This is a genomic window from Vibrio sp. 1874, from assembly GCF_033344395.1.
Taxonomy (GTDB): Bacteria; Pseudomonadota; Gammaproteobacteria; order Enterobacterales; family Vibrionaceae; genus Vibrio; species Vibrio alginolyticus.
Map to the genome: position 1 here is coordinate 134,460 of NZ_JAWPOR010000006.1, position 13,078 is coordinate 147,537.

Below are 13,078 nucleotides of genomic sequence, written 5' to 3' on the forward strand. Positions count from 1 at the left end.
CGGCACTGGCAACCTTTCGACGAAGAGGACGAATAAGAAGGCCTGCTCGGAGTGTGATGATAAGTGAAGGCTGTTCGTTGCTTTAAATACAAAAAAGCCCGGCATAGAGCCGAGCTTTTGGTACACAGTTTCCAGAGTAACTCTGAAAGCATAATTCCCGATAAGAGGAAATTAACGCTTAGAGAACTGTGGACGACGACGTGCTTTACGTAGACCAACTTTCTTACGTTCAACGCAACGAGCGTCACGAGTAACGTAGCCAGCTGCGCGTAGAGCAGGACGTAGAGACTCATCGTATTCCATAAGCGCGCGAGTGATACCGTGACGGATAGCACCAGCTTGACCAGAAATACCGCCGCCTTTAACTGTTACGTAAAGGTCTAGCTTTTCAGTTAGTTCAACTAGCTCTAGAGGTTGTTGTACAACCATACGTGCTGTTGGACGACCGAAGTATTCGTCAAGGTTACGCTTGTTTACTACAATGTTACCGCTGCCTGGTTTAATGAAAACACGTGCAGCTGAGCTTTTGCGACGGCCAGTGCCGTAGTATTGATTCTCTGCCATTTTCGAAATCCCCAATTAGATGTCTAGTACTTGTGGTTGTTGAGCAACATGGTTGTGCTCAGCGCCCGCGTAAACTTTTAGCTTACGGTACATAGCACGGCCTAGAGGACCACGTGGAAGCATGCCTTTAACTGCAAGCTCAAGAGCCATCTCAGGTTTACGATCGATCAACTTTTCAAAAGTGATAGATTTTAGACCACCTGGGAATTCAGAGTGACGGTAGTACACTTTGTTCTTAGCTTTGTTACCAGTTACAGCAACTTTCTCAGCGTTGATAACGATGATGTAATCACCAGTGTCAACGTGAGGAGTGTATTCAGCTTTATGTTTGCCACGTAGGCGAGATGCAATTTCACTTGCTAGACGGCCAAGAGTTTTACCTTCAGCGTCTACAACGTACCAGTCGCGTTTTACAGTTTCTGGTTTAGCAACGAAAGTTTTCATGCTAACAATAACCCGTTAATTAAATTTTAAACTTTAAAGGAACACCCAATAGTGCTCCCACACTGTCTAAGAGCCCAGTCATCACCCCTTCGAGTCGTTGGTACTCTCGACCTTCAATTTCGAAATAACTTCGATAATCAGGTCTGCAGTAACGGTGGGTCGCAGGATTATAGAGAAGAGCGAAGAAAAAATCACCTTTTTTTGCGCCAAATCACTAATTTTTTCTTCACTTTTTAAGAACCCATTGGATCTAGGCCAAATGTTCACGCGCGAGATACTCATGACTTTGCATCTCAGTAAGCCGAGACAAACAGCGCTTAAATTCGAACTCTAACTGCCCGTCAGTATATAAATCGGCCATTGGCACTTCAGCAGAAATAATCAACTTAACATTGCGCTCGTAAAACTCATCGACCAGCGCGATAAAGCGTCTCGCCGCATCATCTATTTTTCGGTTCATTTGTTGAACATCTGCCAGTAATACCGTGTGGTAAATACGAGACAATTCAATGTAGTCATTTTGACTGCGAGCAGTTTGACACAACTGAGCAAACGACGCATGCAGCACCCCGTCGCTTGCTTCAATCACCGCTAGTTGACGGTGGTTAACTTCGATTTGATGAGCAACAAACTGACGCTCTCCAGTCAGCTGCTGATAATATTTGTTAAGGTTTATGCTAGCCTGCTCATCAAGCGGGTAATGGTATATTTCAGCCTGTTCTAACGTTCTTAAGCGATAATCAACGCCACTATCGACATTCAACACTTCACAACGTGCCAAAATCATATCGATCGCGGGCAAAAAGCGCGCTCTTTGCAAACCGTTACGATATAAGTTCTGCGGCTCAATGTTTGAAGTCGCGACTAGGATCATCTGCCGCTTGAACATTTCTTGAAGTAGCGTTGCAAGGAGCATCGCATCAGTAATGTCGGAAACAAAAAATTCATCAAAACAAACCACATCTGCTTCTTCTTTAAATTTATCCGCCACTTTTGATAGAGGATTTTCGACATCACCTAACAGCTTCAACTCATCATGTACTCGATACATAAATCGATGGAAGTGGACGCGCATTTTTCTTTGGGTCGGTAAAGCATCAAAAAATGCGTCCATAAGGTAGGTTTTACCGCGACCTACCCCACCCCAAAAGTAAAGGCCTTTTGGTGGTTCAGGCTTGTCGATTTTTTTCCCCATTAGCTTTTGCCATTTGGAAAGCTGAGGCACAGGCGCTGACTGAAATTCAACGATAGCATGGTAAAGCTTGTCTAATGCAACGACCGCTTGATACTGAGCTTCATCACGCTGAAATCCGTGTTCTGCTATGTCTTTTTGATATTGTTGTAGTGGTGTCATCGTATTAAGTCGTATAGAGGTATAGAGAAAAGGGTTACCTCGGGGTCAACTTTGAGAATAGAGAGAAGTAGTTATCAGTCCCCGAAGACATACTGCTATTTTTCTTTATCGGCTGTTCAAGCCATAGTAACATGGACGAGCACCGCGTGTAACTAAGTAGTAAAAGACTTGTTAAAACAACTATAAGGAGCAGTTATGCCTTGGATTTATGCCATTGTGGGTTTGCTGGTCGGTACAATCGTAGGCGTAGTCATTAGTAGACTAACCACCCCTGAATACAAGAAACAAAAGTCTGTGCAGAAAGAACTTGAAGCGGCCAAGTTTGAATTAGAGCAACAACGTCAAGAGCTCGTCGATCATTTTGCACAAACCGCAGAAATGTTGGACACCCTAGGTAAAGATTACACCAAGCTATACCAACATATGGCCAAGACCTCTTCTGAGCTTTTGCCAAACTTACCAGAACAAGACAACCCGTTTGATAAGAAAACGGCAATGTCGTCTGAAACCATTGCAGAAGATCAACCAGAGTTTAACGAACAACCAAAAGACTACGCTAATGGCGCCACCGGTCTTTTGAAGGATCAAGAGAAAGAAATCATTAATGCTCCCGAAGCGGTAACCGCAAAAGCATCATAATCCTCTCTTACTTCTATCTAGGGCCGATACATTTGTATCGGCCCTTTTTTGAACTTTTTCACCTCACCTTCGCTCTAACTTGGATGTGCACTGCCTCCCCTTTTGATTGTCCGAACTAGACCCTATATTAGTTATTAACAAAGTGAACTAACCGTTCGGATATTTCTTTTTGGCAGACATGTTTCAAGAGGAGTTATTGGATGAAAAAACCACTGCTTGCGCTCACCGTTCTATCTCTGAGTTTGGGGTCGATTATTGCCCCAGTTCAAGCCACTGCCGCATTACCTTTGAATGTGGATGGCCAACAGTTACCTAGCTTGGCACCAATGCTTGAGAAGGTGACCCCAGCTGTTGTGAGTATTGCTGTAGAAGGTAAACAAGTACAAACCAGTCGCATTCCCGAGCAATTTCAATTTTTCTTTGGCCCAGACTTTCCTATGGAACAAAGGCGAGAGCGCCCGTTCAGAGGTTTAGGGTCTGGTGTCATTATTGATGCGAAGAAAGGCCATATTGTCACTAACTACCATGTGATCAAGGGGGCAGATGAGATTCGAGTTCGCCTCTTTGACGGGCGCGAGTATGACGCTACGCTCGTTGGCGGTGATGAAATGGCCGATGTTGCGTTACTTAAATTAGAGAAAGCGAAAAACTTAACGCAGATTAAAGTCGCGGATTCCGACAAACTGCGTGTCGGTGACTTTACGGTTGCGATTGGTAACCCATTTGGACTCGGTCAAACTGTGACTTCGGGTATTGTTTCAGCCCTTGGTCGTAGTGGCTTAAACGTTGAAAACTTCGAAAACTTCATCCAAACCGATGCCGCAATTAACAGCGGTAACTCTGGTGGTGCATTGGTCAACCTTAATGGTGAGCTGATCGGTATTAATACTGCGATTTTAGGCCCTAACGGCGGTAATGTGGGTATTGGCTTTGCGATTCCATCAAACATGATGAAAAACCTCACTGATCAAATTCTAGAGTTTGGTGAAGTCAAACGCGGCATGTTGGGTGTGCAAGGTGGCGAAGTAACCTCTGAGCTAGCTGATGCATTGGGTTACGAGTCGAGTAAAGGGGCCTTTATTGGTCAAGTCGTACCGGACAGCGCAGCCGATAAAGCAGGGTTAAAAGCCGGTGACGTAATTGTATCGGTGAACGGCAAAGCGATTAATACTTTCTCAGAGCTCCGCGCAAAAGTGGCAACACTGGGCGCAGGTAAAGAAATCACATTAGGTGTGGTTCGAGATGGTAAGAATAAAACCTTTGATGTAACGCTTGGCGAATCTACGAATATGAAAGCTAAAGCGGAGACATTACATGAGGGACTCAAAGGTGCGGAATTAAGCAATACAACACCAAGTGATGTAATCCAAGGTGTTAAAGTATCGAGCGTTGCAGATAACTCTCCGGCTGCTCAATATCAATTACAACAAGGTGACATTATTATCGGTGTGAACCGTCAACGAGTGAAAAACCTTGCCGAGCTTCGTACAATCGTAGAGAAACACAAAGGTGTACTGGCTCTTAATATTCAACGTGGTGAACGTACTATTTATCTTGTCATTCGTTAACCACTTTCAAAGTGATAGAAAATAAGGTTTTCGATGCATAATGCTGAGTGATAAGGCTCGATCACTTTTCCTTATCGCTCAATAACTAATGAAAAGGGCAGCGCGATGACGTGCTGCCCTTTTGTTATTTTTCAATGTAATGCTATTCTTCATCTTCGATGCCATTTTGGCGCTCACGCATGGAGAGGATATGCTCAGCTTTTTATTACGTTCTGTCTTTTTAGGCTTGGCTACTGCCGCAGTGGTATTACTGGCGGTTCCATCTTTGCGCAACAACGTAATTCCTGCCGCGCTTGATCCTCAACCTGTTAATATCGCATCAGTCGAGTTGACGTTTAATCAAGCGGTCCGAAGAGCAGCGCCTGCAGTGGTAAACATCTACAGTCGTAAGTATGTTGAGAATGATCGCAGTAAACTCTCGACTCAAGGCCTGGGGTCAGGTGTCATTGTTAGTGAGAAAGGCTACATCATTACTAACTATCATGTGGTTGCTCAAGCTGATCAAATTGTTGTGGCATTACAAGACGGCAGAGCCGCAGCGGCTCAGCTCGTAGGGACAGACAAACGTACTGATATAGCCGTGCTGCGTGTCGAAGGTTCGAATTTGCCCGTAATCCCTCTGAACTCTAATTACAAACCACAAGTGGGCGACGTAGTACTAGCCATCGGTAACCCATACAACCTTGGACAAACCACAACGTTCGGCATTATTTCTGCCACAGGTCGTTCATCTATTAGCGACGGTCGTCAAGCATTCATTCAAACCGATGCCGCCATCAATGAAGGTAACTCTGGTGGAGCCCTAGTGAACACACAAGGCGAGCTCGTCGGCATTAACACCGCCTCTTTTCAGCAAGCGACAGACTTAGAAACTTACGGTATTTCTTTTGCGATCCCTGCGCCGCTAGCGAGTAAGATCATGCAGAAAATCATCGCTGATGGCCGCGTGATTCGTGGTTATATTGGAATCGACGGCCAAGACATTAATGCGGTCACTGCTCGCCTACTTGGAAATGAACACATAGGTGGTATTGTCGTACTTGGTATTGATCCAAATGGTCCAGCCAATGCGGCAGGCTTCCAAAAGCAGGACATCATTATCAGCATTGATGGCAATAAAGTGCAAGGGCGTCAGAGCGTTATGGATATCGTCACCGATTTACGTCCTGGCACCACCGTGGACGTCGGTATCATTCGCAAAGGAAAAGAGATGACCTTGAAAGTCACCATTGCCGAAGACAAGCAAGAAGCATAAAAAATCCCAGCCATTGGCTGGGATTTTTATTTGTGCGTTACTCGCTATCGCTCGGTGTTTCCGTCGTATCGGAATCATCTAGCTCAACTTCAATGCGAGTGACTCGCTGCAAACCTCTCGGTAATAACCCACCTCGGCGACCACGTTCGCCACGGAAGTTATCAAGATCAGACGGTTTAAGACCCAACTTTCGCTTACCCGCGTACAGCGTTAACGATGCACCTTTTGGTAAAGACATTAAGTGAGATAGTACTTCTTCTCGCTCTTTTGCTTTAGCAGCAGGAATGTTGATGATCTTATTCCCTTTACCTTTCGCCAGTTGTGGCAAGTCTTTGATTGGGAACAGCAGCATGCGACCTTGGTTAGTGATTGCTAAGATTTCATCAGAGTCTAAATCTTCAATCTCTTTTGGCGTCATGATCTCAGAGTTGGCAGGTAAAGTGACGAGCGCTTTACCACTGCGGTTTTTAGACAGCAAGTCCGCACCTTTACATACAAAGCCGTAACCTGCATCTGAACCCACCAGCCACAGCTGATCTTCTTCACTCATGATGACTTGGCGAATACTGCTACCAGCCGTAATATTCAAGCGACCGGTAATCGGCTCACCTTGACTACGAGCAGAAGGCAGTGAGTGCGATTCCAGAGAGTAACTTCGACCGTCACTACCTAGGAATACCGCAGGCTGATTACTCTTACCTCGAGCATGCGCTAAATACTTATCACCCGACTTATAGTTTAAGCCTTCGGCATCCACGTCATGGCCTTTCGCGTGACGAATCCAACCTTTCTCAGAAAGCACAACCGTGATTGGCTCACTTGGTACGAGGTCACGTTCAGTCAGCGCTTTTGCTTCTGCACGCTCAACCATTGGAGAACGACGGTCATCACCGTATTTCTCTGCATCTGCTTTGATTTCTTTTTTCAGTAGTGTGTTCAGACGACGCTCAGAACCGAGTAGCTGTTCTAGCTTCTCACGCTCTTTCTCTAGCTCGTCTTGCTCACCACGGATCTTCATCTCTTCTAGTTTTGCTAGATGACGAAGTTTGGTATCTAAAATTGCATCCGCTTGGATATCGGTAATACCAAAGCGTTCCATCAGCACCGCTTTTGGATCGTCTTCAGTACGGATGATCTCAATCACTTCATCTAGGTTGAGGTAAGCAACCAACAAACCTTCCAAGATGTGTAGACGAGCCATGACTTTGTCTAGGCGGTGTTGTAAACGACGACGCACAGTCGTACGACGAAACTCGATCCACTCAGACAGAATTTGCACCAGACCTTTAACTTGAGGACGGTTATCCAAACCAATCATGTTCAAGTTAACGCGGTAACTGCGCTCAAGATCCGTTGATGCGAACAAATGGTTCATCAACAAGTCACAATCGACGCGGTTTGACTTAGGCACGACAACAATACGCGTAGGGTTCTCGTGATCCGATTCGTCACGAAGATCGTCAACCATTGGCAGCTTCTTCGCACGCATCTGGTTAGCGATTTGCTCAAGCAGTTTGGCACCCGATACTTGGTGAGGCAAAGAAGTGATAACAATATCAGAACCTTCTTTATGCCAAACCGCGCGCATTTTGATGCTGCCACGACCGTTGCGGTAAATCTTCTCGATATCCGCTTGCGGCGAGATAATTTCTGCTTCTGTTGGGTAATCTGGACCTTTGACATACTGCATCACGTCCGGCAGTTCTGCTTTCGGGTTGTCGATCAAATGAATAGTCGCATCTGCGATTTCACGAACGTTGTGCGGTGGGATGTCTGTTGCCATACCAACGGCAATGCCGGTTACACCGTTAAGCAGGATGTGAGGCAGACGTGCTGGCAACATTTGTGGCTCTTTCATTGTGCCATCAAAGTTAGGTTGCCATTCAACCGTGCCCTGGCCAAGTTCGCCAAGCAATACTTCAGCAAACTTAGACAGTTTTGCTTCGGTATAACGCATTGCCGCAAATGATTTCGGATCATCTGGCGCACCCCAGTTACCTTGACCATCCACTAATGGATAGCGGTAAGAGAATGGCTGAGCCATCAATACCATCGCTTCGTAACACGCTGAATCACCGTGCGGATGGTATTTACCTAGCACGTCACCAACGGTACGTGCAGATTTTTTGTATTTTGCTGATGCAGAGAGACCAAGCTCTGACATCGCATAAATGATGCGTCGTTGAACCGGCTTTAAGCCATCACCAATGTATGGCAAGGCGCGGTCCATGATTACGTACATCGAGTAGTTCAGATAAGCGTCTTCAGTGAACTTGCGCATTGGCAATTGTTCGACGCCATCGTAGGTAATTTCTGTAGACATCCGTTACACCTCTGCCAAGTCGCCGTTGTTTTGTAGCCAAGAACGACGGTCATCTGCACGCTTTTTACCTAGCAGCATGTCCATCATTTCCATGGTCGCCGTAGAGTCGTCAATGGTTAACTGCACTAAGCGACGCGTGTTCGGATCCATGGTGGTTTCACGCAACTGAAGTGGGTTCATCTCACCCAGACCTTTGAATCGTTGCACGTTGATTTTGGCTTTCTTCTTCGACAAGCGCTCTAAAATGCCATCTTTTTCATCGTCATCGAGGGCGTAGAACACTTCTTTCCCGCAGTCGATTCGATACAGAGGCGGCATCGCCACATAGATATGACCCGCTTCCACTAGTGCGCGGAAGTGACGAGTAAATAGAGCACAAAGCAGCGTTGCGATGTGAAGACCATCCGAGTCCGCATCGGCAAGGATACAGATCTTACCGTAACGAAGACTCTCGAGGTTGTCGCTATCTGGGTCAATACCCAAAGCAACAGAGATATCGTGTACTTCTTGAGACGCAAGAACTTGATCGGCAGAGACTTCCCACGTGTTCAAGATCTTACCACGCAGTGGCATCACAGCTTGGAATTCACGGTCACGTGCCTGTTTTGCCGAGCCACCCGCAGAGTCACCCTCCACAAAGAAGATTTCCGTGCGACTTAAGTCCTGTGCAGAACAGTCGGTCAACTTACCTGGCAGTGCCGGGCCGGACGCTACTTTCTTACGTACGACTTTTTTCGCCGCTCTCATACGACGGTGCGCGTTAGCGATACAGACTTCTGCCAATTGCTCTGCGAGCTGAGGCTTTTCGTTCAACCAAAGACTGAACGCATCTTTTACAACGCCAGAGACAAATGCCGCGGTTTGACGAGAAGAGAGACGTTCCTTGGTCTGGCCTGCAAATTGTGGATCTTGAATTTTAACCGACAGCACGTAAGAACAGCGGTCGAAAACGTCATCACCCGTTAGCTTCACACCACGAGGTAATAGATTACGGAACTCACAGAATTCGCGCATCGCTTCCAACAAGCCTTGGCGTAAACCATTAACGTGCGTACCACCTTGAGCGGTTGGGATCAGGTTAACGTAGCTTTCGGTGATCATCTCACCGCCTTCTGGCTGCCAAATTACCGCCCAGTTTGCCGCTTCAGTATCCGCCAAGAACTCACCAGTAAATGGTTCTTCAGGAATAACTGGATAGCCTTTTACACCTTCCGCAAGATAGTCTTTAAGACCGTCTTCGTAGTACCACTTATAGTCTTTGCCATTAACTTTGTCGGTTAATGTGATTTCTAAGCCCGGGCACAAAACCGCTTTTGCGCGGAGGTTGTTGACTAGGCGCGTCACAGAGAAGTTAGCCGAATCGAAGTACTTCGCATCAGGCCAGAAATGCACGCTGGTACCGCGATTGCGACGACCACATGTGCCAGTTACGGTCAGATCAGACACTTTCTCGCCGTGTTCAAATGCAATTTCATACACTTGACCATCACGACGAACTGTTACTTCAACGCGTTTTGACAACGCGTTTACTACAGATATACCTACCCCGTGCAAACCACCAGAGAATTGGTAGTTTTTGTTAGAGAACTTACCACCCGCATGTAGCTTACATAGAATTAGCTCTACGCCTGATACTTTCTCTTCTGGGTGGATATCAACAGGCATGCCTCGACCATCATCGATCACTTCGAGTGATTGGTCAGCATGTAGGATGACTTGTACTTTTGAGGCATGTCCGGCTAGCGCTTCATCGACACTGTTGTCGATAACTTCTTGGCCCAAATGGTTTGGGCGCGCTGTATCCGTATACATCCCTGGTCGGCGACGTACTGGCTCTAAGCCATTCAGTACTTCAATGGCACCAGCATTATATTGTTCAGTCATAATACGGAATTATTCTCAAAGTTTACTTGTTGCCTGAGTATCACCAATGGGCGTACCCATACTCAGGAAACGAAAAAGCCACCCTGTTCACATCACTAAGAGTTTGTAAACATGATGCATAACAAAGTAGCCAGGGTCCTCGACCCTTAAGATCTTTTGGCAAAACATAGTCGGAAAGCATACCGCCCATGTCAAGAAACGGTTGGATATATCAATAAAAACTATGAGCCTTTTCCAATCGCTTTCGAATTACAGTTCTAGAAATTCGATAATCTGTGCAGGATAACGCTCAAAGCCTACAAAACTGTGATCACCGCCTTGTTCTACTGTTTGCTTAGCGTCTGCAAACTTATCTACCGCTTGTCGATAGTCTAAAACCTCATCTTCTGTTTGTTGCAATAACCAAAAAGAATGTGGCGACGCGATGCTTTGTACATCAAGAGCTTTTAACTCGTCAATATGACAAGCTTCAAGTGTATAGGTTTCATGCGTATATGGGTTAGTTTGCTTACCCAAATAATCTACTAGCAACTCATAAGGCTTGACTGCGGGGTTGACCACTACCGCTTTAAACCCAAACTTGTCATTTAGCCACGTTGACATAAAACCGCCTAATGAGCTGCCCACTAGACCAATTTTATAGTCGTCTTTATATTGCTCGATAATATCCGACAACATTTTCGCCGCTTGCTGAGGATAACAAGGTAACTGGGGAACAATCACCTTAATATCAGGCCTATGTTGCTCGCAGTAGGCTCTCATCACATTCGCTTTCATGGAGAGTGGAGAGCTATTAAAGCCATGGATATAGAGAAGAAGTGAAGGTTTACTCATAGATATCTCGCACAAAAAAGCGAGCCCGAACAGAGAGCTCGGGCGCGTTAGTAGCCGTTAGAAGAGAAGTCTGGTTGGAACTGGCCATCAGGAAGCCGACCTACTTGGGTCGTAATATCGCCACAAGCGTGTAGTTGCAGCTCCCGCCAACCAGGCGAAGTGGTATCAAGGGCAAAATCATCCGAGTTAGGCTTAAACTGAACACAAGTTGAGGGTGTTGCCATCACTCGAATACCCTTGTGAAGCACATTCATATCTTGATGAACATGGCCACAGAGAATGCCTTTCACGTTATCAAAACGCTCGACAACCTGCCAAAACGCTTCGGCATCTTTTAAAGTATGTTGATCAAGCCACGCGCTTCCCACCAGTAACGGGTGATGATGCAACAAAACAAGTGTGTGTCTTTCTGGGTGTTCGGCTAGCTTTTCTTCGAGTAGCGTTAATTGCTGATCACTCAAGCGCCCATGAGGAACGCCAACCACTTGCGAGTCTAAAAGAATTAACTGCCAATGCTCGCCAAGCAATACATGCTCTGCGGCTTTGATTTGTGGCGAAGGCAAAACACTGCCCATATTAGGCTTGTAATCATGATTACCAGGTAGCCAAAAACAGTCTTTCTCTAGCGGTTCAATGCCGTTGGCAAAGCGCTGATAAGATTCTGCACTATGGTCTTGGGAAATATCCCCCGTCGCCAAGATGTAATCAAACGCCACGTTGCGGCGTAAAACATCAGCAACAACAGCATTGAAGCTATCGACTGTTTTTACGCTTAGCAAACTTCCCTCATCGGCAGCAAACAGATGAGTATCCGTAATTTGTAAAAGTTTGATGCTGTCACTAGATGATTGCAAAATGAAAACCTGATTCGTCCACTATATCGTTATTTGTTATTTTCCTTTAGTGACGTGACGATCAATTGAAGGCAAGTGGTGTTCTACTGATACCACTTCGTAAACAAAACGTCAGCCATTCACCGAGGAATGTGTTTAATTGATGCTTTTCATCTTTCTGCATCAGTTGGTCATTGGGATAATCATACTTAGCTTTTATGCGAGAGAACTCTCCGCTTGAGCATACTTCGGCTACTCTCGCATCATGATAAAGCCTGACAGACATCGTCGGTAAAGGAAACACTGGCGTTTCATCACTCTGACATATCTCAACAACTGTGGTGTATTTTGTGATTTCATTCACGGTCAATTGGTAAACCATGTTCGCCGCTTGGTAGCAACGTACATCCCCAACTTCAGCAGAAGCAGGCAATAAGGCATTCAATTTAGCGTAGTTGGTCTCATAGGTTCTCATAAGACCAGCTAAATCAACATGATATTGTTGTTTTTCAGCCAATTGTGCCATTACTCACTCTCCACCGTTTGGGATTGTCCCCATTCTGACTTTAACTCTTGATGGTGTAATTGCAGCCATTGCAACGCAATAATCGACGCACCATTTTCAAATTTCCCGTCCTTCACCCATTGATACGCCGTTTCACGACTCATGACATGAACTCGGATATCTTCATTCTCATAGTCTAAACCATGAATGCCGTGCGCTTTAGACGCATCCACTTCACCAACAAAGACGTCTAGCTTTTCCGAGCAACCACCAGCCGAAGGATAATAAGAAGTGACAGGTATAACGCGCCCCACCTGAATCCCCGCTTCTTCGACAGCCTCTCGACGAATTACGGCTTCAGCTGATTCATCGCGGTCAATCATACCGGCGACAATTTCTAGCTGCCAAGGGTGTTCATGTTCCAACGCGCCAATACGAATCTGTTCAATGATTACGACCTGGTCCGTCTTTGGATCATAAGGAAGCATCGCTGCTGCGTGACCACGCTCGAACATTTCTCGTTCGACAACTCCACTCCAACCACCAGCAAATAGCCTATGCTGAAAGCGGTATTTCACCATTTTGAAAAAACCTTCAAATAAGGTTTCTTTCGAGATGACTTTTACATCTCGCGAAGTAAAATCTTGTTGTTGTTTGTCACGCTGTTGCATTCAACACCTCTCTGAGTGAATCCTGTAGTTTACTCATTGTTATTCGCTTGCTCAAAGGACTTGGCTCAACTTTTTGTATAATAGTTACAAATTAATTTAAGTCTTCGCTAAAAATTTATTGCACAAGCGGATAATTACGTGTAAAAAAGTGCAAACTTTAGAGTAAATATCGTGCAAATTGAGTTAAACTACTGAGAATTAACC

General features: G+C 45.7%; 12 protein-coding genes. 3 read left to right on the forward strand and 9 right to left on the reverse strand.

Annotation, left to right across the window (positions count from 1 at the left end):
- Positions 1 to 171: 171 nt before the first annotated feature.
- The 3 genes from rpsI to zapE form a co-directional block, all read right to left on the reverse strand.
- Positions 172 to 564 carry a 30S ribosomal protein S9 gene (gene rpsI / locus R8N46_RS13720; protein WP_005372876.1) on the reverse strand — a complete coding sequence of 131 codons (393 nt, stop codon included), beginning with the start codon at positions 562 to 564 and terminating at the stop codon, positions 172 to 174.
- Positions 565 to 579: 15 nt separating this feature from the next.
- Positions 580 to 1,008, reverse strand: a complete 429-nt coding sequence (rplM, locus tag R8N46_RS13725) for a 50S ribosomal protein L13 (protein ID WP_005372872.1) — start codon at positions 1,006 to 1,008, stop codon at positions 580 to 582.
- Positions 1,009 to 1,258: 250 nt separating this feature from the next.
- Positions 1,259 to 2,362: a cell division protein ZapE gene (zapE, locus tag R8N46_RS13730; protein ID WP_104975847.1), complete on the reverse strand. Its 1,104-nt coding sequence runs from the start codon at positions 2,360 to 2,362 to the stop codon at positions 1,259 to 1,261.
- A 195-nt stretch (positions 2,363 to 2,557) separates the two neighbouring features.
- Here zapE and zapG point away from each other — a divergent pair, with 195 nt between their 5' ends.
- The 3 genes from zapG to degS all read left to right on the forward strand — a co-directional run bounded on the left by zapG (position 2,558) and on the right by degS (position 5,824).
- On the forward strand, positions 2,558 to 3,001 hold the full coding sequence (zapG, locus tag R8N46_RS13735; protein ID WP_005379861.1) for a Z-ring associated protein ZapG: 444 nt from the start codon (positions 2,558 to 2,560) through the stop codon (positions 2,999 to 3,001).
- A gap of 200 nt (positions 3,002 to 3,201) precedes the next feature.
- Positions 3,202 to 4,569 carry a Do family serine endopeptidase gene (locus R8N46_RS13740; RefSeq protein WP_025768400.1) on the forward strand — a complete coding sequence of 456 codons (1,368 nt, stop codon included), beginning with the start codon at positions 3,202 to 3,204 and terminating at the stop codon, positions 4,567 to 4,569.
- Between the two features lie 190 nt (positions 4,570 to 4,759).
- Positions 4,760 to 5,824 carry an outer membrane-stress sensor serine endopeptidase DegS gene (degS, locus tag R8N46_RS13745; RefSeq protein ID WP_017633606.1) on the forward strand — a complete coding sequence of 355 codons (1,065 nt, stop codon included), beginning with the start codon at positions 4,760 to 4,762 and terminating at the stop codon, positions 5,822 to 5,824.
- Between the two features lie 37 nt (positions 5,825 to 5,861).
- Here the strand turns inward: degS and parC are convergent, their stop codons facing one another.
- The 6 genes from parC to nudF all read right to left on the reverse strand — a co-directional run bounded on the left by parC (position 5,862) and on the right by nudF (position 12,874).
- Positions 5,862 to 8,147, reverse strand: a complete 2,286-nt coding sequence (parC, locus tag R8N46_RS13750; protein ID WP_017633605.1) for a DNA topoisomerase IV subunit A — start codon at positions 8,145 to 8,147, stop codon at positions 5,862 to 5,864.
- A 3-nt stretch (positions 8,148 to 8,150) separates the two neighbouring features.
- Positions 8,151 to 10,031 (reverse strand): DNA topoisomerase IV subunit B, encoded by a 1,881-nt coding sequence (gene parE, locus R8N46_RS13755; protein ID WP_005387417.1) that lies wholly within the window; start codon positions 10,029 to 10,031, stop codon positions 8,151 to 8,153.
- A gap of 249 nt (positions 10,032 to 10,280) precedes the next feature.
- A complete protein-coding gene (yqiA, locus tag R8N46_RS13760) occupies positions 10,281 to 10,865 on the reverse strand; it encodes an esterase YqiA (protein ID WP_104975846.1) in 585 nt (194 codons plus the stop codon).
- 47 nt (positions 10,866 to 10,912) lie between these two features.
- Positions 10,913 to 11,719 carry a 3',5'-cyclic-AMP phosphodiesterase gene (cpdA, locus tag R8N46_RS13765; RefSeq protein WP_005387419.1) on the reverse strand — a complete coding sequence of 269 codons (807 nt, stop codon included), beginning with the start codon at positions 11,717 to 11,719 and terminating at the stop codon, positions 10,913 to 10,915.
- Between the two features lie 61 nt (positions 11,720 to 11,780).
- Positions 11,781 to 12,224 carry a DUF1249 family protein gene (locus R8N46_RS13770; protein ID WP_017633603.1) on the reverse strand — a complete coding sequence of 148 codons (444 nt, stop codon included), beginning with the start codon at positions 12,222 to 12,224 and terminating at the stop codon, positions 11,781 to 11,783.
- Positions 12,224 to 12,874: an ADP-ribose diphosphatase gene (gene nudF / locus R8N46_RS13775; RefSeq protein ID WP_025768397.1), complete on the reverse strand. Its 651-nt coding sequence runs from the start codon at positions 12,872 to 12,874 to the stop codon at positions 12,224 to 12,226. The genes R8N46_RS13770 and nudF overlap by 1 nt, the downstream gene beginning before the upstream one ends.
- Positions 12,875 to 13,078 lie beyond the last annotated feature (204 nt).